A 25,494-nucleotide genomic window follows, 5' to 3' on the forward strand; every position below is an offset into this window, starting at 1 on the left:
CCCGGCTCATCGGGTGAGCATCCGGTGGAGCAGCCACATCAAGCCCTCGGAGGCGTACCCGGCCAGGTTGAAGGTCTTGCCTCCGCGCCGGGTGGGGACGAACATCGGGATGTCATGGCTGCTGAACGTTTCCCTGTAGGGGGTGGCGCCACTGGGCGCGCAGCTCCCGCAGTAGAGGCGCTCCTCCGCGACGAAGCCGTGCTCCAGCCGGAGCTTGCGTCGGCACGCGGTACAGCAGGGGGGCCCTTCGAGCCGCACCGTGGCGCGGGCATCCAACGGCTCGTCGCGGTACGTCTCCACGGCGTCTTGCAGTTGCTGGAGCTCGCCCTCATCCAGGGCCACGCCCGCGCAGCCCGAGCACACCTCCATGGGGACCCCGAACACCTCCACCACGGGCAGGGGCGCGCGGCCACAGCGTGGACAGGTGGGGGCTCGGGTTCCGCAGTGTGTGCACTCCGAGACGGACTGGAGCTCGCCCTGACAGCCCTTGCAGCATCCTGGGCGGTTCTTCGCGCGTCGCAGGAGCGCATCCGACACGGAGCCTCCCATGACTTTCGTGAGCGCTTCGCCCTCGAACCACACCGCGCCACAGGCGCCACAGGTCTCCAGGGGAAGCTCACCGCTGGGCGTGAGCTGCATTGAGTTCTGGCAGAAGGGGCATGCGCTCATGGGGATGAGCTATAGGCGCTCGCCCCCAGGGGTGAAAGCAGCAATGTCCGGAAGGTGCGTTCCCCCGGTGCACCACCCGGTGTCGCTACGCGCGGAGCCGCTTGCGGCGCTCCCGCTTGGCGCGGCCGTCCACATGCGATGGCTTGCCCGCGTCGCGGAGTTCATCGGACACGGGCAATGACTGCGACGGCCGCTTCCCGGCAGGCAGGCCGTCCACGGAGAAGGCCTCCGCGGGTGGCTGCTCGGAGGGGAGGGCGGGGAGGCGGATGACGAACGTGGTGCCTTCGCCCATCTTGCTCTGCACGGAGATGCTTCCGCCGTGGTTCTTCACGATGCGTTGGCAGATGGCCAGCCCCAGGCCGGTGCCTTTCTGCTTCGTCGTGTAGAACGGCACGAAGATGTGCGGGTGCTGGTCCGAAGGAATGCCGGGCCCGTTGTCGGACACCTGCACCTCCACGAACTCGGTGCCGGCGCTGCGCAGCTCACCGAAGCGCTCCGGCTTCTCCGTGCGTACGCTGATGCGGCCCTCGCGCGTCTCGAGCGCCTGCACCGCGTTCTGCACCAGATTGATGAGCACCTGCTTGAGCTGCTCCGCGTCGCCGTCCACGCGCGGCAGCATCAAGTCCAGCTCCACGGCCAGGTGGAGGTTGGACGGCACATCGTTCTGGATGAGCCGCATGGTGCGCGTGACGACCTCGTTGAGGTCGGTGGTGCCGAAGCTCTGCTTCAGCGGGCGCGCGTAGTCGAGGAACGCCGTCACCACGCCGTTGAGCCGGTTGACCTCCTCGACGATGACTTCGAGGAACTCCGCGTCTTCGCCCTGGTAGTGCGCCGGGTCCAGGCACTGCGCCGCGCCTTTGATGGCGCCCAGCGGATTGCGAATCTCATGCGCGAGACCCGCCGCCATCTCACCCAGCGCGGCCAGGCGGTCCCGCTCGCGAATCTTCTCGTAGAGCTTGGAGTTCTCCAGCACCGTCGCCAGCCGCTCCGCCACCTCCAGGATGATGGCGATTTCGTCGGACGCGAAGGCCTCCGGCACCCGTTCGTCCCACAGGTTGAGGAACCCGATGACGCGGTCATTGCCCATCAGCGGCACGGCGATGCCGGCCTTCACCTGCACCAGCGCCGTGCGCGTGTCGTTGAGCCGCTTGAGCTCGTCCCGGTAGCGCTTGCCCTCCACCGCTTGCAGCCGCATGGTGGCCATGCGGCGCTCCACGTTCTCCCGCAGCACCGCCTTCTGTCCGCTGGCCGCGGCGAAGAGCAGGCCGCGCGCCACCGCCGTGTCCAGGAAGGCCACCGGCAGCGGCCCGCGTGAGTCCAGCAGCCGGTACCCGGGCCGGTCCTCCGCCAGCAGGTACACGGAGGCGTGCGTGACGCGGCCCGTCTCGTGGAGCGTGTCCAGCACCAGCCGGGCCAGCTCGGAGATTTCGATGACGTTCGCCATCCGCGCGCGCAGCGCGCCCAGCGAGTCCAGGAGGGCGAAGCGCTCGCGGAAGAAGATGCGCACCACCATCTCCTCCACCTTCACCTTCAGCGGCTCCAGGAGGATGAGGATGACGAACGCGGCCACCACGGTGTTGAAGAGGAAGAGGCCGGTGTTCTCCTTGCCCCACGCCGTCAGCACCGTGAAGACGGCGGCCAGGATGCTGGCCAGCACCGTCTGCGAGGCAATCTTGCCCAGCAGCTCGTGCAGGTCCATCAGCCGCAGGCGCAGCAGCGTGTGGGCCAGGAAGAACAGGTACAGCGTGGAGAAGACCGACCCCAGCGTGGGGAAGGGGATGCCGAAGCTGACCAGGAAATCCAGCGCGGAGAAGAGGATGGCCGCGCCCGCGCCACTGGCAAGGTAGGCCAGCCGGAACTTCTCGATGCGCGACTCGGTGGTGCGGACCCGGTGGAGCAGCAATGAACCGTAGGTCAGCAGCGTGCCCAGCACCCACACGCCCATGCCCACCCGGGCCCAGAGCTTGTCGGCCAGGGGGGTGACCGCCACGGTCAGCCCCAGGACGGCGGACAGCAGGGCGAGCCGGCGGCCCACCAGGTTCGTCCCCTTGCTGACGCCCAGGAACTCCAGGAAGAAGGCCACGGCCGCGCCCGGCACCAGGGAACCCACCAGGATGGTGGCGCCCACGAAGATGCGGGATGTCCACGGGTAGTCGCCGGCCGGGAAGACGCTGTGAAAGAAGAGCGAAAGGTAGTAGCCGGCCACCGTCAGCGCGAAGACGGAGTACAGCGTCAGTACCCTGGGCCTGCCGGGCCGCAGCAACATGGACACGCCCAGGGCGAGCCCGATGATGGATGCCAGCAGCGCGCTCTGTGTCCGGATGTCCATGAGGAGGCGGACAGTCTAACCTGTGTCAGCCTCCGGAAATTTTCCATGACCTGCCGGTTGTCCTGGGGCGAGCCCGCGCGCATCTCCCTGGGACCCAGCCCCCGCGTATGAAGCCCTTCCTTTCCAAGCTCGCCGTCGCCGCCTCCGCGCTCCTGATGACCGCGCAGGCACCCGCCCCGCAGGCGGTTTCGTCCACCCCGGCCGAGCCCGAGGCGTCCGAAGCGCCGGCCCAGCACCCCAGCAACGCGCCTCCAGAGGCGCAGTTGTCGCCCCCTCCCGACTCGGAGAAGGCGCCGCTTCCGGTGGGCTACGTGGAGGTGCTCAACCCCGCCTTCCCCAATGCCGCGCCGCCCACACCGGTGGTGCACCGGGGCCGCCGCTACGCGCTGGAGGACCTGGCGCCTTACTTCGGCGAGGGCAAGAAGAAGGAGGCCCGTGACGCGTTCGACCGTGGACAGTACGCGCGCGCCCGCGAGCTGCTGAAAGACGAGGGCGACAGCCCGCCGGTGCGCTACCTGCGCGCCCTGGCCGCAGTCCGCGCCGGAGATGACGCGTCCGCCGCCAAGGAATTCGCCGCGCTGGCCCCGGACTATCCCGCGCTGAAGGACCGCTGCCTGACGCATGGCGGCGTGGCGCTGGAGAGCCTGCGCCGCTTCGATGAGGCCGCGGTGCTGCTGGAGCAGGTGCCCCCCGAGTCCAAGCTGTACGTGGACGCGCGCCTGGCCCTGTCGCGGGTGCTGCGCAAGAAGAAGGACGCGGCGGGCGCCATGGCCGCGCTGGAGCCGCTCACGTCGCGCGCGGCGCCCAGTTGGGGCCGCAACGTGGGCGCCGAGGCGCTGATGGCCATCGCCGACATCGCCGCGGAGAAGAAGGACAAGGCCGCCGAGCGCGCCGCGCTGTGGCGCCTGTGGGCCGCGCACCCGCTGTCCGCCTTGTCGAAGCAGGCCGAGAAGCGCCTCAAGGGGCAGACGCCGCCCGTCGATGCGAAGGTGGGGCGTGGCGAGGCGCTGGTGGAGCTGCACCGGAACAAGGCCGGCCTGGAGCAGTTGGAGCCGCTGCTGCCGAAGCTGGCGCTTCCGGATCCGCTGGCCTGCCGCGCGCACTTCGCCTTCGGCAAGGGCATGCGCAAGGAGCGCCAGCACACGCGCGCCATCCAGGTGCTGACGCCCGTGGCGGAGAAGTGCCAGGACCGCGACCTGCTGGCGCGCGTGCTGTACGTGCTCGGCTCGTCGCGCTCCATCGTCGACCAGGCGCGGGGCACGGAGACCTACGAGCGGCTGGCGCGCGAGTTCCCGGACCACTCGTTCGCGGATGACGGCCTCTTCTACGCGGCCGACCTCTACCTGAAGACGGGCCGTCCGAAGGAGGCCATGGCCCGCCTGGACACGTTGGCCCGGCTGTACCCGCAGGGGGACTTCCTGGGCGAGGCGCTCTTCAAGGCGTTCTGGATTGCTCGCACCACGGGCGTGGAGGACTCCGGCCTGTCGTTCCTGGACCGCATCGAGGCGCAGTTCGCCAAGGCGGACGAGAGCTACGACGTGGAGCGCGCGCGCTACTGGCGGGCGCGGACGATGCAAGAGAAGGGCAACATCCAGGGCGCGGCGGAGCTGTTCGAGAAGCTCTCCGTGGACCACCCGGCGACCTACTACGGGCTGATGGCGCGCTCGCAGCTGGCGAAGGTGGACCCGCCGCGGCTGGAGAAGGTGTCCGCCGAAATCTTCACCGTGCCCGAGGCCGCCAGCCCCTGGCCGCTGTTCGCCGGCCCCATGGGCGAGGACCCGCACTTCCGCGCGGGCGTGGAGCTGTACCGCCTGGGCTTCAAGGAAGCCGTGTCGTCCGAGATGCTGGCCGTCAATCGGACCAATCTGCCCGCGGAGTCCGTGCGCCTGCTGGTGCTGGTGCTGCACGAGGCCGGGGACGAGCGCTCCGCCCACGCGGTGGCGCGGCTGGCGCTGCGGAAGGACTTGAGCGGGCGCATCACGCCGGAGACGCGCGTGGTGTGGGAGGTGGCCTATCCCAACGCCTTCCGCGACAGCATCGAGAAGCACACCGCGGACGCGGGCGTGGAGCCGGACCTGCTCCAGGCGTTGATGCGGGAGGAGAGTGCGCTGGACCCCAAGGCGCTCTCGTGGGCGGGCGCGATGGGCCTCACCCAGTTGATGCCGTCCACCGCGAAGGGCGTGGCGCGCGAGCTGAAGCTCAAGCGCTTCAGCGTGGACCAGTTGCTCCAGCCCGACCTCAACATCCGCATGGGGGCCCACTACCTGGGCGGCTTGCTCAAGCGCTTCAACGGGCACACGCCCTATGCGGTGGGCAGCTACAACGCCGGTCCTGGCGCGGTGAATCGTTGGAGGTCCGACAGGCCGGACATGGCGCTGGACGCATGGGTGGAGGAAATCCCCATCTCCGAGACGCGCGGCTACATCAAGCGCGTGCTGCGCTCCTTCAACACGTACCAACTGCTGTACGGACGGGCGCCCAAGCTGCCGGTGCTCAAGAGCGCCGCGAAGTAGGTGCGCTGCCGCCTTCCGGGCGCCTGCTGGGTGGTGTCGGTGGAGAATTCGTGCGGAATGGGGCGCGGATGCCGCGGGTTATGTCCACGCCCGGAAAAAGGGTGCCTGCGTGTGGGGGACCCCCTATGCAACTGGCCGGAAACGTGACACATGGCCAAGGCCGCACCCTCACACGGCGTGGCAACCAGCTCAATTCATGAAGCTGGTAGAGAAAGACGAAGAGAAGCGTAATGGCGACTGGTACCGTGAAGTGGTTCAACGATGCGAAGGGCTTTGGGTTCATCATGCAGGACGGCGGCGGCGAGGACCTCTTCTGCCACCACACTGCGATTCAGACCCAGGGCTTCCGCACGCTGCAGGAAGGCCAGAAGGTCGAGTTCGACGTGGCCCGTGGCCCCAAGGGCCTGCAGGCTCAGAACGTTCGCCCGGTCTGAGTACCTACTGAGCGCTCATAGCGCTTAGTCCGAAGGCTCAGTCTCCCCGAGGGAGGCTGGGCCTTTTCCTTTTTGTCACCCCGATGTTCCAGGGCGCGCCTGGAACTTGCCCGGCGGCTCCCCTAGACTCGGGGCATGGGCGCCCCGTCGAACAGTGGAGACGGTGGGAAGAATGCGCTCTTGCGCGCGCTCCCCTCCGTCGAGCAGCTCCTGCGGCGCCCGTCGCTGGAACCCCTGTTGAGCGGAGTCCCCAGGGCCCGTGCCGTGGCCGCGCTCCGGCTGGCGGTGGACCGAGCCCGGGGCCGGTTGGTGGCGTCGGGCGGGCCGGGCTTCGAGGATGCGGATGTCCAGCACGCCCTGGACACGCTGGCCACGCCGGGGCTCCGGCCCGTGCTCAACGCCACCGGGGTGGTGCTGCACACCAACCTGGGACGCGCACCCCTGGCGGCCTCGGCCGTGGCGCGCGTGGCGGAGGTGGCCCGGGGGTATTCCAACCTCGAGTACGACCTGGATGAGGGAGAGCGGGGCAGTCGCTACGCGCCGTTGGTGGGGCTGCTGCGCTCGCTGACGGGCGCGGAGGACGCGGTCGTCGTCAACAACTGCGCGGGCGCGGTGTTGCTGGTGCTGGCGGCGTTGGCGTCCGGCCGCGAGTGCGTGGTGTCGCGCGGTGAGCTGGTGGAGATTGGCGGCGGCTTCCGTGTCCCGGAGGTGATGCGGCAGTCGGGCGCGAAGCTGGTGGAGGTGGGCACCACCAACCGGACGCGGCTGTCGGATTACTCGGCGGCGCTGGGCCCGGAGTCGGCGCTGCTGGTGAAGGTGCACCGCTCCAACTTCGCGTTGGTGGGCTTCACGGAAGAGGTGGAGGTCGCGGAGCTCTCGGCGTTGGGCCGCGCGCGCGGCGTGCCGGTGTTCCAGGACCTGGGCGCGGGCGCGCTGGTGCCGCTGAAGGGCGAGGGCCTGAGCCGGGAGCTCACGGTGGCCCAGGCCGTGGCGGCGGGCGCGGACGTAGTCGCCTTTTCGGGAGACAAGCTGTTGGGAGGACCCCAGGCGGGAGTCGTGGTGGGCCGGTCCGTGCTGCTGGCACGCATCAAGGCCCACCCGCTCATGCGGGCCCTGCGGGTGGACAAGCTGACGGTCGCCGCGCTCGAAGCCACCCTGGCGTTGTACCGGGATGGCCGGGCGGACGAGGTTCCGGTGCATCGCCTGCTTGCCCAGTCGCCGGAAGACCTGCGCGCCCGGGCGGTACGGCTGCAGGGCCTGCTGGCGGGGCATGGTGTGCGTGCGCGGGTGGCCAGCGTGGAGGGGCAGGTGGGTGGGGGTGCCATGCCGCTGGCCAGGTTGCCGTCCTCCGCGTGCATCCTCACCCTAGGGACGCCGGAAGAATTCCTGGAGCGCCTGCGCGGAGGAATGTCGCCGGTTATTGGGAGGATCGCGGATGGCGAGGTGCTCCTCGACGTCCGGTGTCTCGAGGAGGAGGAGCTCCAGGCCGTCGCGGATGCCGTTGCGGCCGCCATTCCAGGGAACCCGCCATGATCAACAGCGCCGTGCTTGTCCTCAACCGGTACTACCAGCCGGTGCATGTCACCTCGGTGAAGCGGGCGTTCTCGCTCCTGTACCTGGGTGTGGCCAAGGCCATCGACTCGCAGTACCGGCTCTACGAGTTCGCGGATTGGGCAGAGCTGAGCGCGACACAGGACTGCATCACCACCATCGAGCGCACCATCCGCGTTCCTCGTGTCCTGGTGCTCAGCGCGTATGACCATCTGCCCCGAGGCCGGGTGCGCTTCTCCCGGCTCAACATCTACGCGCGCGACAACGACACCTGCCAGTACTGCGGCAAGAACCTGCCGCGCAGCGAGCTGAACCTGGACCACGTCATGCCGCGCACGCAGGGCGGCAAGACGACATGGGAGAACGTGGTGTGCTCCTGCGTGCCCTGCAACCTGAGGAAGGGTGGGCGGACGCCGGAGCAGGCCCACATGAAGCTGCTCAAGAAGCCCGTGCGCCCGCGCTGGACGCCGCTGTTCCGCGGCGCCACCCGCAAGGTGACGTACCGGGAGTGGCTGCCGTTCCTGCACCTGGCAGATGCGTCGTACTGGAACGTCGAGCTGCTCGACGAGTAGCGCCTGCCTGGTAGGCATCCGGGCTCGACGCAGGGGCTGGAAACACCGGGAGTGACGGGTTTCCGGCGCATGCGCGGGCCGGGATGTTCCACTGAACGGATGAAGAAGGCCGGGGAGTCGACGCGACCCCGGGTTCGCGATTTGATGGGGGAGCATGCCCCAACCCTCGCCAGCGCCCTGGACTGAATCCCGTGTCCTGGGCCCCACGGAGCCAGGCTCCATGGTCTCCGGCCCTCCTGGTCTGTCACGCCGTCCTCGCCCGCGGCGCATCATTGCCGTGGGAGGCGGGAAGGGCGGCATTGGCAAGTCCATGGTGTCCGCCAACCTGGGCGTGGCCCTGGCCCAATCCGGGGCCAACGTGCTGCTCGTGGACGTGGACCTGGGCGGCGCCAACCTCCACACGTGCCTGGGGGTCGGACAGCCCAACGCGACGCTGTCCGACTTTCTTCGTCGGAACAAGGCGCAGCTGGAAGAGGTCATCATTCCGACGGGCGTGCCCCGGCTGTCGCTGATCGCCGGCGCGCAGGATGCGCTGGACGCGGCCAACCTCAAGTACGCGCAGAAGCAGAAGCTGCTGCGGACGTTGATGGGCACGTCGGCGGACTACCTCATCCTGGACCTGGGCGCGGGGACGAGCTTCAACACCATCGACTTCTTCATTCTCGCCGACCACGGCGTGCTGGTGATGTTGCCCGAGCCCACGTCGGTGGAGAACGCCTACCGCTTCGCGAAGGCGGCCTTCTTCCGCAAGCTCCAGCAGGTGGAGTCGCAGTACGGCATCGAGGACCTGGTGGAGGACGCGCTCACCACCCGTGAGGGGGCGCTGCGCACGCTGCATGACGTGCTGGCGCAGGCCCGGCGCAAGGACCCGGCCATCGCGGACCGCTTGGAGCGCGAGCTCTCCGCGTTTCGCATCCGGCTGATCGTGAACCAGGCGCGCACGGACGCGGACCTGTCGGTGGGCACCTCGGTGGCCGCCGCATGGAAGAAGTTCTTTGGCATCGAAATGGATGTCCTGGGAGCCATTCGCTACGACGACGAGGCGTGGCGCGCGGTGCGCAAGCGCAAGCCCGTCCTCATCGAGCGACCCGACTCCGCGGCGGCCACTGCCATTCAGGGCATCGCAACGCGTATCCTCTCACTCGACGGCTCCGCCCAGCGTTCCACACCATGAAGCCCTTCGAGCAGCAGACCTATTACGAGATTCTCGAAGTCCCCGTCACCGCTCCAAAGGAGGAGATTCAGGCGGCGTACGAACGGCTGACGGAGCTGTATTCGCCGGACTCCATCGCCGTCTATGCGCTTGTGGACGAGGGTCAGGTGGATGAACTCCGCACTCGGCTCGCCGAGGCGCTGGAGATTCTCTCCGACGAAGAGCTGCGTGCCGAGTACGACAAGGACCTGGGGCTCCCGGCCCGCCGGTTGATGGACGCGGTGTCGACCGGGGGCGAGGTGGCACACGCCGCCGCGCCGGTGGAGCCGGAGCTCGTTGGGGTTGCCGCTTCCGGCGCGGAAGATCAAACTGGCCACCTTTCGACGCAGGTCCCCGAAACGGGGACGAACGGGAGGACAGGAGCAGTGCGAGACGTGCCGGTGGAGGACTCGGAGACCGCGATGACGGGGCGGGATGGGGAAGGGGATGCCGGGGCCCATGCGACGGAGCCTCGGGTGGAGGCGATGCCGGCGTCCTCGGGACAGGCGGACTTCCGGGCGTCGTTTTTCCGTGGGTTCTCGTTTGCGTACGTGTCCAGCTCGTTGCAGGACACGCAGCGGCTGGGGAGCGCGGTGGATGTTCCCGTTGCGTCGATTCAGCCCCAGGTTTCGGGTGGTGGCACAGGGGCCGCGAGCGCTGAGTCGCAGCGCGAGGCCTCTGGTGTGGTGGCTGCGGCTCCGGTGGGTGAGCCGTCCGCGGCGCATGAGGCCGCTGCGGTGGTGCCTGGAGTCGTGGCGGCCAGCGCAACTGCTGCGGTTTCCCCAGGGGGCCCTGCGGTAACGGGCAGCGCGCCGGCTCCGGCGACGGCTCCCCAGGTCAGCGTCCCATCTTCGGGCAGCGACGCCTCGGTGACTGCTTCGGCCGCCGTGCCGACACCTGGTCCGGGTGCGCTGGCTCCGGTCAGCGATGCGCCGGTGCCTGCGACGGCTGCCGTGCCGACGCCTGGTCCGGCTGGCGCTGTCAGTGCGCCGGCTCCGGTCAGTGATGCGCCGGTGACTGCTTCGGCCGCCGTACCGACGCCTGGTCCGGCAGGCGCTGTCAGCGCGCCGGCTCCGGTCAGCGATGCGCCGGTGCCTGCGACGCCCGCCTCGGCCGCTCCCGTCAGCGCCCCGGTGGCGGAAAGCGGTGCCGCGGTGGCTGCCTCGGCCACTCCGGCCAGCGGCCCAGCCGCCGCGCCGTCCCCCACGCAAGGCGCTCCGGCCAGCGCCGTGGCGGCCCAGCCCCCGTCGGCGCCTGCTACCGCCGTGACTGGCGCCCCGGCATCCGAAGCCAGCGCTGAGCCCCACCCGCCGGTTCCAGCGAGCGCCAGCCCGGTACCGCCGGCCTCCCAGGCACCCGAGGCCGAGTCGACCGCCCTCGTCCCTGTCCGTCCGTCGCCCGCCACGGAGGCCCAGCCCGAGCCGGGCCGGGCCGGAGCGCGTCCCGGGCGGCCCCTGGGAGACGCACCGCAGATCGCCCAGGACTCCGCCATCGCCACGGCGGAGGCGGCGCTGGCGCAGGCGTCCCAGGCCGCGTCGCGGGCCCGTGAGCCCCGGCCTCGCGTCCCGGACATCCCGTCCGATGCCGAGTTCAACGGCGAACTGCTCCGGCAGGTCCGAGAGGCCCGAGGGGTGACCCTCCAGCAGGTGGCCGACCGCACCCGCATCACGCGCATGCACCTGGAGAACGTCGAGGCGGACCGCTACAACCTGCTCCCGCCCTCGGTCTACCTGCGAGGTATCCTGATGAGCCTCGCCCGCGAGCTGGGGTTGGATCCACTCCGCGTGTCCAAGAGCTACCTGGCCCTGTCTTCTGAGAAGTCAGGCCGGAAGTAGGGGAGGCGCCCGGAAGTGCTCGGATGTCACCGGCGTTGCGAGGAAAGTTGACTCGCCTCCAGCCGCTGCCTAAGTAGGTAGCACGATGACGGACGAGGAAAAGGTCAAGGCGATGCGGCTCGCCCGTGCGATTGCCTCGGATATCTCGCTCTACAACGAGCAGAAGATCATCAAGGGAATCGAACAGGACAACCTCTTCGAGGTCCTCAAGGAGGAACTGGAAGAGGGCCGCGAGCTCTACAAGAGCCGCGTCAGCCAGGAGATCTTCACGAAGATGAACTTCTTCGAGCGGGCGATCAACGACATCGTCCTGCGCTCGAAGGCGCATGTGAAGTCGAAGATCTGGTAACCCCCTCCCCGTGGTAGCGCCTGACACGCGAGAGCACCGCGCTCCGCCCGAAGCTCGCGGCGAGCGCGTCGACCAATACCTCGCGCGCGCGTTCCCGGACCTCACGCGCTCTCGCATCCACGGCCTCATCGAGGCCGGGCATGTGCTCGCGGACGGCCAGCCGGCCAAACCGGCCCGGCGTCTGCGCGGCGGTGAGCTGCTCGTCCTCCACATTCCGGCGCCCGTTCCCGCCGTCCCGTTGGCGGAGGAGCTCCCGCTCGCGCTGCTGCACGAGGACCGCGACCTGGTCGTCGTGGACAAGGCGGCGGGCATGGTCGTCCACCCCGGCGCGGGCCACGCTTCCGGCACCCTGGTCAACGCGCTGCTGCACCGGGTGAAGGACCTGGCCGGTGTTGGCGGCGAGCTGCGGCCCGGCATCGTCCACCGGCTCGACAAGGACACCACCGGCTGCCTCGTCGTGGCGAAGAACGAGCAGGCGCTGGTGGCGCTCCAGAAGGCCTTCAAGACGCGCGCGGTGGAGAAGACGTACCTGGCGCTGGTCCACGGCGTCCCGCCGGCGGAAGGGCGCATCGAGACGCTCTACGGCCGCCACCCCGTCCACCGCCAGCGCTTCACGGGCAAGGTGAAGGAGGGCAAGAACGCCATCACCGAGTACCGCGTCCTCGAGGCCTTCGATGGCGCCGCGCTGGTGGAGGTGGACCTGCTCACCGGCCGCACGCACCAGATTCGCGTGCACCTCTCCGAAGCCGGCCACCCCCTGCTCTGCGACGCGCTCTACGGCGCCGGACGCAAGGCGAAGGGCGCCGCGGCGGAGGCCCAGGAGCGGCTGGGGCGCCAGGCGCTCCATGCGTGGCGCCTGTCCTTCGCGCACCCGCGCACGGGCAAGGTGCTGAAGCTGGAGGCGCCCATTCCCGCGGACCTGGAGGCGGCCCTGACGCTGCTCCGGGCCACCGTCCCCGCGCCGCCGGAGGCCCCTCCCGCCACCCGAAAGCAGCCCGCGCCCCGGAAGGCGGCGGGCGGCTCGAAGCGGACTACAGGCCGGACACGCTGAGCGACTGCTGCCGCTTGGACAGCACCTTCACGGGCTGGATGGCCATCACCCGCATGAAGACGGACAGCAGCTCCGGGTCGAACTTGTTCCGCATCTCCGACCACATCAGCATCAGCGCCACCTCCGGGCCGTAGGCATCCCGGTACGGGCGCTTGGAGGTGAGGGCGTCGTACGCGTCGCAGATGGCTATGATCTTCGCGTACACCCCGAGGTTCGTCTTCGGGATGATCATCTGGATGTTGCCGCGGGAGTCGCGCACGGCGGTACCGAAGTCCGTCTTGTGCTCGAACGTCGTCACCACGCGCAGCAGCGTGGAGCGGCTGAAGCCCTTCTCCATCAGGATGTTGCGCACGGAGATGAGCGGCGCGCGCTGCACCGTCTGCTTCTCCTCGGGCGTCAGCGCGCCTCGCTTCGTCGACAGCTCCTCCGACAGCGTGGCCATGCCGGCGTCGTGGAAGAGGGCGATGTAGCCCAGGTCGCGCAGCTGCGGCTTCGTCAGCCCCAGCTCCGCGCCGAAGACGACGCTCATGAGGCACACGTTGACCTGGTGGTACACGAGGTAGTCGTCCTCGCGCCGCATGGTCGTCATGCCCAGGAAGTGCGTCCGCTGCTCGTAGGAGATGTCGACGAAGTCCTGCACCAGGCGCAGCGCCTTGGAGGCGTTGATGGGCTTTCCGGCGCGCACCGACTCCAGGTACTTCGTGAGGAAGAACACGGCGCGCGCGTAGATGGTCATCGCGTACTTCTTGCGGTCCACCTTCTGGTCGCCCGGGTTGTCCAGGTCCTTGTTCAGCTTCTCCTTCAGCTTGGAGAACTTGGCCACCCGCATGTTGAGCAGCTTGCGGTTGGACAGGCCGTCCTCTTCGGACGCGGTCGTCTGCTCCTTGCTGAAGATCCAGATGAAGTTCTTCAGCTCCGGAACGGTGACGGGCTTGGTGAGCGTGAAGCCGCCCACGTCCTTCGAGCGCAGCTCCGCCAGCAGGTATCGCTGGTTCTCGATGGAGTTGAGGTCCACCTTCACCAGCATGCCGTTCAGGTAGAACGACTCCTTGACGCCGGTGAGCTCCAGGCGGCCTTCCTTGCCGATGATTTGATTGATGATGTCCTGGAGCTGGTGCAGCGGCTTCTGGAAGACCGCGTTCTCCGGGTCATACATCTTCACCGAGCGCACCAGCATGTACAGGCCGGCCACCAGCGAGCGCGCCAGGACCTGGAGCTTCTCGTTGTGCTCGCGGCCGTACTCGTTGGTGTTCTCGTCCTGCGCCTGGGTGATTTTCAGGTTGTCGGCCATGCGCCTATGCCTCCTCCGACAGCGCCGAGTCTCCGAAGAGCGCCTTCTTCGTCTGGTACATCGCCTTGCGAGCCGAGGTGAGGACCTCCAACGGCTGGTTCTTGTCCTCCACCACCGCCTGCAACAGCTTGTAGCCCTGGATGGAGCACGCGCCGCCCAGGCCGTGGATGGCCAGCAGCTTGTCCTCCAGCACGCGCTTCTTGTTGAGCAGCGAGGGCTTCGTCGCGAGCATCTGCTGCATCATCGACAGGGCGCCCGGGGTGCCCGTGGAGCCGATGGCCGCGTACACCGCGGCGCGCTCGTCGGGCGTCTTCTTGTCGAAGCCGGGCTCCCGCACCAGGCGCATCAGGTCCGCGTAGCCCTTGTCGCGGTCGAACTCCGGCAGCAGCTTCGCCGCCAGCATGCGCACCTGGGAGATGGAGTCCGTGAGCGCGTCCGCGATGATGCGCCGGGCCTCGCCCGTGCGCCCGCGGCCGATGATGTTGAGCACCTCCAACTTCACCACCAGGTTGGGGCTCTTGAGCACCTGGCCGAACATCTTCACCCGGTCCGGGTGATTGCTCTTCTCCAGGATGTAGACCATGTCGCGCACTGTCTGCGGTCGCTCTGACATCAGCCGCGCGACGAAGGGGTCGGGCAGCTCGCGCGCGAAACCCGCGAGGGCGTCACAGAGCAGGGTGCGGTTGTCGGCGACCTCGATGCTCTCCAGCACCGACAGCAGGGGGATGATGGAGTCCCGGTCCAACACCTGCAGGTAGCGCGAAACGTCCGCGGGGTTCTTCGGACGCGTCGACTTGAGCGACTCGCCCAACCGCATCAGTCGCTGCTCCTCGCCCATCTTGTGGAGGAAGTTCTCCAACATCTTCGCCAGGTCCTCGCTGCCTTCGCGCTGGGACAGCGCGCGCAGCTTGAGGACGATCTGGTTGATGGTGCCGAAGTCGTCCTGGAGGAGGAGCATGTCCAGCAACTGCACGAAGATTTCCTCGAGCAGGGACGCGTCATCCACGCCGCCTTCCACCACCTGGAACACGGCGCTCACCAGCTTGGGGAACAGCCGGGCGTTCTCCTCCTCGGAGACTTCGCGCTGCAGCTTGGCCTTCAGCTCGTCCGAGGCATGCCGTCCACCCACCACGAGTCCGCGAATCTGCTCCACGCCGTCCAGCTTGGCGTCCAGGTCCTCCGCGGACACGCGCGCGAAGCGCAGGTAGTCATCCGAGTTCGTCTGCAGGCGCGAGTAGAGGTAGCCCACCACCTTGTCCACCTCGACCTGCACTTCCTCCTCGCTGGCGTTCTCCATGGAGAAGCCTTCCACCACCACGTACTCCACGTGCTCCATGCTCGCGCGCCACAGCTGCGCCAGCACGTCCTCCGCGCCGCGCTCCGGCTCGGACAGGGCGATGAGCGTGAAGGTGGTCAGCTCCTCCACCGTGAGACCTGGGCGGAAGATGAGCTGCCGGATGCCGTCACGGAAGAACTTGTAGGGCAGCGGGGTGTCCTCGGAGAACAGCGACTCACCGAGGAGCAGGAAGTTCTGCTGCTCCACCTTCATCGACAGGGGACCGAACTTGTCGGTGTAGGTGGCAATCGACTCGAGCGCCTTCCCGAGGAACTCCGGGAAGCGCGACTCGTTGTGGCGATACATCCCGATCTGCTTGATGCCCTTGAGCAGGTGGAAGGCGAACGTCTTCGCCAACTCAACCTTCTCACGTGCCTCAGGCGAAAGCGGGGGCTCCGCGTTGGATTCCTGGATGGCTTTAGGGGGGTGGGCCATGCTGTCACCCAAGCCTAACCCGATTTTGGACGGCCACCCAGGAGACGGCCCGTGGAAGTCTCATGGCTTGGGTGTCGTTCCCGTGACGAGGCATGAGAATGACGGGGATTTCTGGTTGTGTTGCCACATGCGTCATCCGCCGGAACGGGGTGACGTCCATGGCGCGGTTGCTGACGTGCTCGCTGCTGCTGGTTTCGTTGACGTTGACGGGGTGTTTCCGGATGAGCCTCCGTTCCGGAGCGCCGCGCGGAGGAGCGCCCGAAGAGCAGACCGGAGCCAGCCTGGTCGCCGGACTGACGACCTCGAACGTGGTGGCGCCGGAGTGCCAGCACGGCTTCTCCCGCGTGGATGTGTATTGGCCGTGGTGGAGCCCCATCGTCTACGCGGCGACCTTCGGCATCGTCGCGCCGTTGCGCACGGAGTACGTGTGCGCGGAGGCCACGGAGGCCGCTGGCCCCGTGCGGCCCGAGCCCGTGCCGTCCTCCCACTCGCCGCTCTGAGCGAGACGGCCCGGGTGGGTGCTCGCCGCCTCCTGGACGGGGTTTCAGGAGGCACGCCGCACCCGCTCTGGAAATGAGCGGGGCGGCGAGGATTGCTCCTCGCCGCCCCGGGTGTCTCAGCGGTGTTTCACCCGGCCTCCAGGAGGAGGTTCGGGCACGTGGCCTACGCCTCCTTCTGCGGCGGCGGGGACATGGCGGCGCTCTGGCCCTTGAGGGCGGAGCGCAGCAGGAACAGCGTCAGGCCGGCGAAGAAGAGCAGGCCCCAGAGGTTGGACCACAGCGGGTGGGCGTGCTCGCTCTCGCCCACCATGTTGAGGAAGCCGCCCAGGCCGCCCTGGTTGCCCAGCAGGGCAGGCAGATTCAGTGCGCGGGTGCCTGCTCCGTCGGTGGCGATTTCCAGGAAGGCGATGAGCACGCCCGCGATGGAGCCACCGGCGATGAAGCCGGAGGAGAGCAGGGTGCCCGGCGAGAAGTCGGACTCGCCGCCGCGGATGCGGTCCACGAAGTAGCGCACCATGCCGCCCACGAAGAGCGGCGCGCTGCTGCTGATGGGCAGGTACACGCCCACCGCGAAGGGCAGGGAGGACACGCCGCACAGCTCCAGCATCAGCGCGATGAACACGCCCAGGAGCACCAGGTCCCACGGCAGCTTCTGGGTGAGGATGCCGTCGATGATGAGCGAGAACAGCTGCGCCTTGGGCGCCGCGTAGCGCGTCAGTTGCTGGCCTTCATAGACGCTGACGCGGCCGCCGATGCCCGGGTCCACCACGTACTGGATGGTGTCGGACTCATCGAGCAGGTACTTGCCCGCGGGCACCGGCGTGTCCGCGCCGCGCACGTAGCCTTCCTTGTAGGTGCGCTCCGGGCCGTCCGTGACGGCGCCCAGGTCCGCCACCTTGATGGGGGCGCCACTGGAGACGTTGAGCGTCACCGCGCCCAGGTCCTGCGAGGACACGTCGCGCCAACTGCGCAGCTCCATCGCGCCGCTCTGCGTGTTCAGCTCGTAGCCCTGCGCCCAGACGGCCTTGCGCAGCGCCGCCTCGTCCAGGCCGCGGGCCGCCATTGCGTCGGCGGAGACGGCCCAGGAGAAGGTGTGCTGGACGCGCGTCTCGTTGGAGAACTCCGTCACCTTCACGCCCGGGTGGGGCTCGGGGATGGTGACGGTGGCGCCGCGGTTGAGCGTCACCAGCACCAGGCCGATGAACATCGCGCTGGTGAGCACACCGACGAACAGCGCCAACTGCTGGCGACGCGGCGTTCCGCCGACCAGGAAGGCCGTCTTGAGGTCCTGCGCGGTGGTGCCGCCGTTGGACGCGGCGATGCCGACGATGGCCGCCGTGGTGAGGGCCATGAAGCGGTCCTCGGACGACGTCCAGCCCATGAGCAGGTACACGAGACAGGTGATGAGCAGCGTGGCCACCACCATGCCGGAGATGGGGTTGGACGAACTGCCAATCTCACCGGTGATGCGCGCGCTCACCGTGACGAAGAAGAATCCGAAGATGACGATGAGGAAGGCGGAGATGAAGTTCACCTCCAGCGGCGGCGACAGCCAGATGGCCAGCACCAGCAGCGCGCTGCCACCCAGCACCACGGTGATGGGCAGGTCCTGCTCCGTGCGCAGCAGCTGCGGCATGGCGCCCTGACCCCGCGACGCCTTCAGCGACTCCAGGCTGCGCTTGAAGGCCCCGACGATGGTGGGCAGCGAGCGGATGAGGCTGATGAGACCGCCCGTCGCCACGGCGCCCGCGCCGATGTAGAGCACGTACGCATTGCGAATCTGGTCCGGCGACATGTCCCGGATGAGCTGGCCGTTGTGCATCAGCAGCGGCGTCTCCAGCCCGCTGCCGAAGAACGAGATGGCCGGGATGAGGATGAGGTAGCTCAGCACACCACCGGCGAAGGTGATGGCCGCCACGCGGGGGCCGATGATGTAGCCCACGCCCAGCAGCTCCGGGCTCACCTCGGTGGAGACGGTCGCGCTCTTGAGCCCCTGCAGCGGCGTGCTCAGCACCTCGCGGAACAGCTTCATGCCGGAGTAGGCGAGCTTGTAGATGCCGCCCACCAAGAAGCCGGTGATGACGGTGCGGGCGTTGGTGCCGCCCTGCTCGCCGACGATGAGGACGTCCGCGCTGGCGGTGCCCTCCGGGTAGGGCAGCTTGCCGTGCTCCTGGACGATGAGGCCCTGGCGCAGCGGAATCATCATCAGCACGCCGAGCACGCCGCCCAGCGCCGCCGTGAGGAAGGCGTGGGTGAGGCTGATGTCGTAGCCCAGCAGCAGCAGGGCGGGGAGCGCGGCGGCCACACCGAAGGCGAGCGACTCACCGGCCGAGCCCGTCGTCTGGACGATGGTGTTCTCCAGGATGCTGGAGTTGCCCAGGGCCCGGAAGATGGCGATGGAGAGCACCGCGACGGGAATGGACGCGGAGACCGTGAGGCCCACCTTGATGGCCAGGTACACGGACGAGGCGGCGAACACGATGCCCAGCACCGAGCCGAGCACCAGGGCTCGAATCGTCATCTCCGCCGGAGACTTGTCGGGGGGGACGTACGGGGTATGGGCGACTTTCGCGAGTGTCTGCGCGACCGGGACGCGATCCTCGGAGATTGGCGGCGAACCGTGGGCCAAGCGGGGGGCTCCTTCGAAGGGAAACCGACTCCTTCTAGCAGGCCCCCGGCTGGCCGTGAAACAACGCCCTCAAATGACAAGCGCCTCCGCCGGTAGGGCAGAGGCGCTTCGATGCGGGCCAGCCCCGGAATGCTGGGGCAACTGGCCGGGTCAATTCCGGCTCACTGCTGGGCGGCGACGGCCTCGGGGTCCACCTCGGCCATGAGCGCGGCCAGCTCCGACTTGAGCTTGTCCTTGGCGCGAATCTCCAACTGGCGGGCGCGCTCGCGCGAGAAGCCGAAGTGCTCCCCCAGCTCCTTGAGCGTCATGGGGCGCTCGTTCATGACGCGTTGCTCGATGATGAAGCGCTCTCGCGGGTCCAGGCGCATCAGCGCGGTACGGACGCGGGCGTTGATGAGGCCCGCCTCCTCCTTGTCCGCGAACTCGTCGTCCTGCGGGGCCGCGGCGCTCACCACGAAGTCCACGTGGCTGTTGCCGCCGTCCTCGCCCATGGGCGCGTCCAGCGACAGATCACGGCCACCCATGCGCTGCTCCATCTCCCGCACCTCACCCGGCTTCACGTGGAGACGGCGGGCGATGTCATCCACGTTCACCGCCGCGTCACCGCTGCCAAACTTCTCCAGCTCGCGGCGCGTGCGGGCCAGACTGAAGAACAGCTTCCGCTGCGCCTGGGTGGTCCCCAGCTTCACGAGCGACCAGCTCTTGAGGATGTAGTTCTGGATGTACGCGCGAATCCACCAGACGGCGTAGGAGATGAGACGGATGCCCTTGTCCGGATCGAACTTCTGTACGGCCTTCATCAGGCCGATGTTCCCCTCCTGGATGAGGTCCGACATCTTGATGCCGTATGAGCGGTACTCATAGGCGACCTTCACCACGAAGCGCAGGTTGGCGGTCACCATCCGGTGCCCGGCCGCCAGGTCGCCCTTGAGGAAGCGGCGCGCGAGCTCCTGCTCCTCCTCCACCTTGAGGAGGGAGTAGTGGTTGATCTCCGAGAGGTACATCGCCAGGGAGCCGGAGTTGGACGACTGCTCGGTGGATGCCTGCATGAATGATTTCTCCGCCGGTGGGCCTCGCGGTGAGGCCTGGATGGATGGATTTCGTCTGACGACGTGACGAAGGGAGCTTGAGCAACAGAAATGCCAACCTGCCCCGAAGGGCCATTCCCAATGTCTGCGAGGGGTTGGCGTGCTCCAGCGGCGCGTACAGCGCCGCAATCCTGTAACCGTTACGTCGCACCGGCATGAATCGCCGGATGCGCTAGCTGTAGGAGCTTCAGAACTGTTCGCATTCAAGCCTCCCGGGGGCTGCGCAGGGCCGTGCTCCCAGTGAGGGCGCGGCCATTGGAGCGATGCCCGTCACACGACGTGGCCGCCCGCGGGAAAAGGCGTAACGACGCCTCGGGCCGCTGACACACCCGGGTCGCCGGCACGCGCGGTGGGCAGCCTGGCAATCAGGCGCGAGGACCGAGGTCCGGGTGTCAGGAAGCGCGCGCTTGGGGCGGGCGAGTGCCCTCGCTGGCGACGCGCTGGGACTCCGTGAGAACAGCGCGTCTCAAGTCCGTCAGCAGCCGCGTCGCCTCTCCCTGCTGGAGCGGGCGACCGCCAAAGCGGGCTTCCAGGTAGCGCCGGGTGACGGGCGTCAGGGCGGGGGACAGCGGGTGCCGCTCCCGGGCGAGCCGAGCGTCCAGTGCTTCCAGTGTCTCGCCGTCGACACGTGTGATTCGCGCGGAGGCGAGCTGCGCCTCCACCGCGTCCGCGAAGCGCGTGGCCTCCAACGGCCGCTTGCGCGACAGGAACTGTGTCAGCAGCCGCCAGGCGGTATAGGCCGCGGCGGCCGCGAGCAGCGCGGCACCAAAGGCCCGGGGGGGCGGCGTGCGGCTGGGCGGCTCGTCCTTCTTCGGGACCTCGCGCGAGCGAGTGAGCGAGCGGACGACGGTCAGCTGATCGCGGAAGTTGTAGTCCAGGACGACGTCACGCCACTGCGACTCCACGATTTCATAGAAGTTGATGAGCTGCTCCAGCAGGCGAGGGGACTGGTTCGCGCGGTGGGCCGGCGGCGTCGCGTCCACGGTGATGAAGCCGCGCCCCGGCACCAGCACGTGCGTCCAGGCATGCGCATCACCCGCGCGGACGACGTAGCCGCCCGTCACGCGCTCGCCGCCAAAGAAGCCGGTGGCCAGCCGCGCCCGCATGCCCTGGGTGCGCAGCATCAACGTGAGCGCGGTGGCGAAGTGCTCGCAGTGTCCCTGCTTGCGCTGGAAGAGGAAGTCGGCGACCGGGTCCGGCACGTCGCCGCTCAACTCCAGCGTGTAGCTGTATTCGCGTTGCAGCCACGTGGACAGCTTCCGCGCGGCGGCCAGCGGGTCGCGTTCGCCATTCAGCACCCGCGCGGCTGTCTGGCCGACGCGGACGTCCAGCCCGTCCGGCAGCGACAGCAGGGCATCCTGCTCCACCGGGGGCAGGTCCTGGACGTCGTCGCCGCTGGCGCCGGGCGGGAGGCTGTAGGCCTCATATGAATACGAGATGCCGGAGTCTCGGAAGCGCACCTCGCCGCCGCCCAGTTCGTGGATTTGCGTGCGCCGGGAGCCCACCTGCGTGTTGGCCACGGCGTTGCCCAGCCGCGAGGGCGTCTCCAGCGCCACCAGCGTGCGCGCGCCGTACGCGGGCATCAGCTCCACGTGCTGGTGGACCAGGTTCTCCTGGCCCGGCCGCAGCGTCGTCATGAACTCGGAGCCGTGGCTGGTGGCGCTCGCGTTGGACCACTCCATGCCGTCGAAGACGTCATAGGTGCGGCCCACCCAGTACGCGTCGAGCGTTTCCTTCTCCGGGTCCGGGGTCAGGGTGGCGCGCAGCACGATGCGCGGGTTGCCCTTGATGGTGCCCGCGCCGCCCAGGCGCACGGTGTTGGAGAAGCCCGCGGTGGCCACGCCCAGGCCGGGCGAGGCGCTGGGGCCAATCATGTTCCAGTTGAGGCGGGGGAAGAGGATGAAGAAGGCCACCGCGCCCACCACGGCGAAGCCCACGCCCATGGCCAGCGGGCCCATCACCGCGCGCACCGGCACCGGCTCGCCTTCGGGGACCGCGGACTCCACCACGCCCAGCGCCAGGGCGATGCTGGCCAGCACGCCGAAGACCATCAGGAAGAGGCCGTAGACGAGCTCGCCGGAGAGCGCCGCGCCGCCCGCCACCATCAACAGGCCGGACAGGTGGACCTGGCCATCGGTGGCCGCGTCCGGCGTGGACAGCAGACGCTGCGCGGAGATGAGGCCGGCGAAGGCACAGGCCGCCACCACCAGGTTGAGCGAGCCCGCGAGCACGTTCGTGCCCAGCGTCAGCGCCACGGCCAGCAGCAGCAGCGCGGTGAGCTTCACCCGGTTGGCGAAGGGGCGCCGCCCCGCCAGCGCGACCACCAGGGCCACGCCGTAGAGGGCCAGGGACCAGATGGGGAGCTGGCCCGACACCGCCATGGAGGCGAAGGCGGACCCGGAGCCCAGGTCTCGCAACACCAGCCTCAGCCGCGTGCCCTTCCTCATGCCACCTCCTCGCCACCGCGAGGGCGCTCGTACCCCAGCCACGCCAGCGCCCGGAGCAGGCGCCGCTCCTGGGCCGTGCCCGCGGCGGGCCGGATGCGCTCCTCCGGCGTGTCCAGGCCCACCTCGTGACCTTCCTCGATGAGCCGGTGGGCCAAGGCGGCCACTTCCTCGCAGCGGCGCTCGAGCGCCTCCGCGTCGAGCCCGTCCGCCACCGTCAGCACGAAGGTGCGCCGCTCCTCGTGCTCGCGCTCCACCCGCAGCAGCTTCCCGGCGGAGGCGCTCTTCATCCAGTGGATGCGCCGGGCGTCCTCACCCGGCGCCAGCTCGCGCAGGCCGCTCACGTCCCCGTTGCCGTCATTGCGGCGGGGGTTGCCCGCGTCGCCCACGGGGCCTTGCTCCGGCGCGCCCGGGTCCTGACAGGCGTAGGTCCGCCGCGGGTAGATGAGCAGCGTGCTCTCCAGCGGAAAGGTGCGCGTCTTGGCGAACAGCCCCAGCGGCCAGGTGGTGGTGACACGCACGCCCGTGAGCAGCACGGGCCCACGCTGGGGCGCGGTGAGGTCCGCTCGCACGACGTGGTCCACGCCCGCGGGCAGGTAACCCACGCCGCCCGCGCCGGTGAGCGGCGAGTCCGCCTCCGACAGCGTGAGGGCGAAGGCGTGGCCCTGGCCGCGGGAAATGGCCCACCGGAAGGCGAAGGGCTCCTGGGCGAAGGCCGCGTCCGCGCCCACGCGCCGCACCGACAGGTAACGCAGGCAGCGCTCGGACAGGACGCCCGACACCACCACCATGCTCAGCAGCAGGCCCAGCAGCAGGTAGAGGAGGTTGTTGCCGGTGTTGAGCGCGCCGAGGCCCACGCCGAACGTCACCACCAGATAGGTGCGTCCGATGCGCGTCACCTTGAGGGTGCGCGGCGGGCGGAGCCGCGAGCGAACCCGGGCCCACCATGACGGCAGCCGGGGCTTCACCGGGGCGCCGGGACCTTTCGGGCAATCTCCTCCAGCAGGTGCGCCGCCTCGTCGCGCGCGGTCACGCCCTGCACGGCGCTGCGCAGCATGATGCGGTGGGCCCAGCAGGGCACCAGCGCCGCGCGGACGTCACCGGGCGTGGCGAAGTCCCGGGCGTCCCACAGCGCGTGGGCCCGTGCGGCCGCGCCCAGCGCGAGCACCGCGCGGGTGGAGGCGCCTCGCTCCAGGTCGCCATGCGAGCGCGTGGCCGTGGCCAGCCGCACCACGTAGTCCGCGACCGACGCGTCCAACCGCAGCGCCGCGGCGAACGAGCGCAGGGACGCCAGCTCCTCGGGCTCGGAGACGGTCTCCACCGCGTCCAGGGGCGGCGTGCCGTCGCGGGTGACGAGCAGCCCGGCCTCCACCTCCGGCGTCGGGTGGCCCAGGGACATGCGCACCATGAAGCGGTCCAGCTGCGAGTCCGGCAGCGGGTAGGTGCCGGAGAAGTCCACCGGGTTCTGCGTGGCCACCACCGTGAAGGGGGCGGGCAGCGCGTGCGTGGCGCCGTCCAGGGAGACCTGGCCTTGGGCCATGGCCTCCAGCAGCGCGGACTGGGTGCGTGGCGGGGCGCGGTTCAGCTCATCCGCCAGCACCAGCTGCCGGAAGAGGGGACCGGGGCGGAACTGGAAGGTGGCCGTCTGCGCGTGGAAGACCTGGGCGCCCAGGACGTCGGCGGGCATCAGGTCCGCGGTGAACTGGACGCGGGCGAAGCTCAGGCCGCAGGCCTTGGCCAGGGCCTCGGCGAGCGTCGTCTTGCCCACGCCCGGGACGTCCTCCAGCAGCACGTGGCCGCCGGCGACCAGGGACGTCACCACGAGCTGGAGTTGGGAGGATTTTCCCTGCACCGCGCGGCCCAGCTGGGTGGCGATGCGTTCCATCGCCGAGCGCGCGTTTGCGGGGGAAGGCACCGGGGAGAGGGCGCGGGCAGGCTGGTTCATCTGTCGCCACTCTAGCCGACTCCCTCGATTGCCAACACGCTTCGCGTCCGGGCTTGCAGCGCGGTCGCTCCCTCCCTCCCGAGGCGGCGAAGCGCCTACGCCAGGAAGACGTCCTCGGGCGTGTAGTAGGCAGGGCGCGGCGACGTCCCTGTGCCCACACCGAAGTACCGGAACATCCGCTCGTGGTGGGTGGCAAGGCCGCGCAACTGGACGGGGCGCTCCACCAGGCCACGCGTCAGGACGCCCACGGCGCTGTCCTTGAACTCCCGCAGGTGGGTGAAGTCCAGGACGACCTCACACCCACTCAGGGCGCTCAGAGAGGTCCGGACCTCTTCTGCCGTCTTGCCGTCCAGCGTGCCTTCCAGTCGCAGCGTCACGGAACCTGCGGACTCCTCACGGTGGATCTGTAGCCCCGACATTGCTGTGCTCTCCAAGTTGGCGCGGAGCCTGAGGTGGAGCGTCATCGCTCCAGTCCTTCCACGGAGGACCCGTGGGGTTCTCCCGCCCGGCGCACAGTGCACATGGTCCGCGGGTTTGGTTACCCCCTCCATCGCAACTTTCTCGCGACTGTCGTGCAGCCGTCGCAAGGCTTGTTGCTCAGCGCTCAGCTCTTCTGGCCATTCGTCTTCTGGGCCTCTCGCAGGGTGAGCTGCTTCTCCTGGGCGGCCTTCAGCTTGCGGAATTCCTTCACGACCTTGGCGGGGTAGCCGGCCATGAACTTCGTGCGCGCTTCCTTCTTGGCCAGGATGCGGCGGGCCAGCCCGGGGCCGGCGTTGTAGGCGACCAGGGCCTTCTCCACGGTGCCGAAGCGCTGGATGAGGTCCGCCAGATACGCGGTCCCCAGCTCCACGTTGGTCTCCGAGTCGAAGAGGTTGCTGGTGCGGCCCAGCCGCTGGCCGGCCTTGTCCGCCAGCCAGGTGCCGGTGTCCGGCATCACCTGCATCAGGCCCATGGCCCCGACGTGGGACACCGCGTAGTTGTTGAAGGAGCTCTCGCAGCGGATCACCGCCACCACCAGGAGCGGGTCGATGTTGTTGCGAGCCGCCTCGCGGACGATGGCCACCGCCAGCCGGCGCTGTTGCCGGGCGGGGAGGCCAGAGGCCTTCACCATCTCCGTGATGCCCAGGGCCTCGGCCTCGGCGTAGTGGGCCTCATCCTCGTAGAGGTGCAGCTTCGCCAGGGTCGCCTTCAGCTCGGCGTCGCGCTCGGCCAGCTTCGCGCGCAGCTCCGTCACCTCCGGCTCCTCGCCCTGGGCGCCTTCCGGCACCTGCACCGGAAACGCGACCGCCCCCGTCCCCACCATCCAAGCCGCCACCGCCACCGTCCAGCCC

20 protein-coding genes are annotated in these 25,494 nt (G+C 69.1%); 9 read left to right on the top strand and 11 right to left on the bottom strand.

All coding sequences use genetic code 11. From position 1 onward, the window contains the following. Nucleotides 1-6: 6 nt before the first annotated feature. Nucleotides 7-669, bottom strand: a complete 663-nt coding sequence (locus tag FMP39_RS23525) for a zf-TFIIB domain-containing protein (RefSeq protein ID WP_141592479.1) — start codon at nucleotides 667-669, stop codon at nucleotides 7-9. An 85-nt stretch (nucleotides 670-754) separates the two neighbouring features. After that, the gene (locus tag FMP39_RS23530; protein ID WP_141592480.1) at nucleotides 755-2,998 is read right to left on the bottom strand and encodes a sensor histidine kinase; all 2,244 of its coding nucleotides are present in this window, start codon (nucleotides 2,996-2,998) and stop codon (nucleotides 755-757) included. A gap of 107 nt (nucleotides 2,999-3,105) precedes the next feature. Between FMP39_RS23530 and FMP39_RS23535 the strand changes: the two genes are divergently transcribed. The 8 genes from FMP39_RS23535 to FMP39_RS23570 all read left to right on the top strand — a co-directional run bounded on the left by FMP39_RS23535 (nucleotide 3,106) and on the right by FMP39_RS23570 (nucleotide 12,495). Then, nucleotides 3,106-5,511 carry a transglycosylase SLT domain-containing protein gene (locus tag FMP39_RS23535; RefSeq protein WP_141592481.1) on the top strand — a complete coding sequence of 802 codons (2,406 nt, stop codon included), beginning with the start codon at nucleotides 3,106-3,108 and terminating at the stop codon, nucleotides 5,509-5,511. Nucleotides 5,512-5,741: 230 nt separating this feature from the next. Then, nucleotides 5,742-5,945 carry a cold-shock protein gene (locus FMP39_RS23540; RefSeq protein WP_011553379.1) on the top strand — a complete coding sequence of 68 codons (204 nt, stop codon included), beginning with the start codon at nucleotides 5,742-5,744 and terminating at the stop codon, nucleotides 5,943-5,945. A gap of 135 nt (nucleotides 5,946-6,080) precedes the next feature. Further along, entirely contained in the window at nucleotides 6,081-7,478 is a 1,398-nt protein-coding gene (gene selA, locus FMP39_RS23545) for an L-seryl-tRNA(Sec) selenium transferase (protein WP_141592482.1), read from the top strand. Further along, entirely contained in the window at nucleotides 7,475-8,068 is a 594-nt protein-coding gene (locus FMP39_RS23550) for an HNH endonuclease (RefSeq protein WP_140862554.1), read from the top strand. The genes selA and FMP39_RS23550 overlap by 4 nt, the downstream gene beginning before the upstream one ends. A gap of 220 nt (nucleotides 8,069-8,288) precedes the next feature. Then, nucleotides 8,289-9,242, top strand: a complete 954-nt coding sequence (locus tag FMP39_RS23555) for a P-loop NTPase (protein ID WP_141592483.1) — start codon at nucleotides 8,289-8,291, stop codon at nucleotides 9,240-9,242. Further along, nucleotides 9,239-11,095, top strand: a complete 1,857-nt coding sequence (locus FMP39_RS23560) for a helix-turn-helix domain-containing protein (protein ID WP_141592484.1) — start codon at nucleotides 9,239-9,241, stop codon at nucleotides 11,093-11,095. Before FMP39_RS23555 ends, FMP39_RS23560 begins: the two co-directional genes overlap by 4 nt. Nucleotides 11,096-11,180: 85 nt before the next feature. Next, the gene (locus FMP39_RS23565; protein ID WP_011553384.1) at nucleotides 11,181-11,444 is read left to right on the top strand and encodes a hypothetical protein; all 264 of its coding nucleotides are present in this window, start codon (nucleotides 11,181-11,183) and stop codon (nucleotides 11,442-11,444) included. A 10-nt stretch (nucleotides 11,445-11,454) separates the two neighbouring features. Continuing rightward, the gene (locus tag FMP39_RS23570; protein WP_141592485.1) at nucleotides 11,455-12,495 is read left to right on the top strand and encodes an RluA family pseudouridine synthase; all 1,041 of its coding nucleotides are present in this window, start codon (nucleotides 11,455-11,457) and stop codon (nucleotides 12,493-12,495) included. On the opposite strand, the gene FMP39_RS23575 is transcribed toward FMP39_RS23570, so the two are convergent. Both FMP39_RS23575 and FMP39_RS23580 read right to left on the bottom strand, forming a co-directional pair. Continuing rightward, on the bottom strand, nucleotides 12,476-13,786 hold the full coding sequence (locus FMP39_RS23575; RefSeq protein ID WP_141592486.1) for an HD-GYP domain-containing protein: 1,311 nt from the start codon (nucleotides 13,784-13,786) through the stop codon (nucleotides 12,476-12,478). The genes FMP39_RS23570 and FMP39_RS23575 overlap by 20 nt on opposite strands. A 4-nt stretch (nucleotides 13,787-13,790) precedes the next feature. Beyond that, nucleotides 13,791-15,557 (bottom strand): HEAT repeat domain-containing protein, encoded by a 1,767-nt coding sequence (locus FMP39_RS23580; RefSeq protein WP_141592487.1) that lies wholly within the window; start codon nucleotides 15,555-15,557, stop codon nucleotides 13,791-13,793. A gap of 158 nt (nucleotides 15,558-15,715) precedes the next feature. On the opposite strand from FMP39_RS23580, the gene FMP39_RS23585 reads away from it, so the two are divergent. Further along, complete coding sequence (locus FMP39_RS23585) at nucleotides 15,716-16,057, top strand: hypothetical protein (protein WP_141592488.1); 342 nt, start codon at nucleotides 15,716-15,718, stop codon at nucleotides 16,055-16,057. A 163-nt stretch (nucleotides 16,058-16,220) separates the two neighbouring features. Here the strand turns inward: FMP39_RS23585 and FMP39_RS23590 are convergent, their stop codons facing one another. The 7 genes from FMP39_RS23590 to FMP39_RS23620 form a co-directional block, all read right to left on the bottom strand. Further along, nucleotides 16,221-18,686 carry an OPT family oligopeptide transporter gene (locus FMP39_RS23590; RefSeq protein ID WP_141592489.1) on the bottom strand — a complete coding sequence of 822 codons (2,466 nt, stop codon included), beginning with the start codon at nucleotides 18,684-18,686 and terminating at the stop codon, nucleotides 16,221-16,223. Nucleotides 18,687-18,847: 161 nt separating this feature from the next. Further along, complete coding sequence (locus FMP39_RS23595; protein WP_020478755.1) at nucleotides 18,848-19,735, bottom strand: RNA polymerase factor sigma-32; 888 nt, start codon at nucleotides 19,733-19,735, stop codon at nucleotides 18,848-18,850. Between the two features lie 431 nt (nucleotides 19,736-20,166). Continuing rightward, nucleotides 20,167-22,221 carry a DUF3488 and transglutaminase-like domain-containing protein gene (locus FMP39_RS23600; protein WP_194858536.1) on the bottom strand — a complete coding sequence of 685 codons (2,055 nt, stop codon included), beginning with the start codon at nucleotides 22,219-22,221 and terminating at the stop codon, nucleotides 20,167-20,169. Continuing rightward, nucleotides 22,218-23,186 (bottom strand): DUF58 domain-containing protein, encoded by a 969-nt coding sequence (locus FMP39_RS23605; RefSeq protein ID WP_141592491.1) that lies wholly within the window; start codon nucleotides 23,184-23,186, stop codon nucleotides 22,218-22,220. The genes FMP39_RS23600 and FMP39_RS23605 overlap by 4 nt, the downstream gene beginning before the upstream one ends. Beyond that, nucleotides 23,183-24,163, bottom strand: a complete 981-nt coding sequence (locus FMP39_RS23610; protein ID WP_141592492.1) for a MoxR family ATPase — start codon at nucleotides 24,161-24,163, stop codon at nucleotides 23,183-23,185. The genes FMP39_RS23605 and FMP39_RS23610 overlap by 4 nt, the downstream gene beginning before the upstream one ends. A 95-nt stretch (nucleotides 24,164-24,258) precedes the next feature. Beyond that, entirely contained in the window at nucleotides 24,259-24,582 is a 324-nt protein-coding gene (locus FMP39_RS23615) for an STAS domain-containing protein (RefSeq protein WP_090491309.1), read from the bottom strand. 185 nt (nucleotides 24,583-24,767) lie between these two features. Next, nucleotides 24,768-25,494, bottom strand: a 727-nt coding sequence (locus FMP39_RS23620) for a lytic transglycosylase domain-containing protein (RefSeq protein ID WP_228558271.1), incomplete at its 5' end; no start/stop codon positions are given.

The sequence above is a fragment of the Myxococcus sp. AB056 genome (assembly GCF_006547365.1).
Lineage (GTDB): Bacteria > Myxococcota > Myxococcia > Myxococcales > Myxococcaceae > Myxococcus > Myxococcus virescens.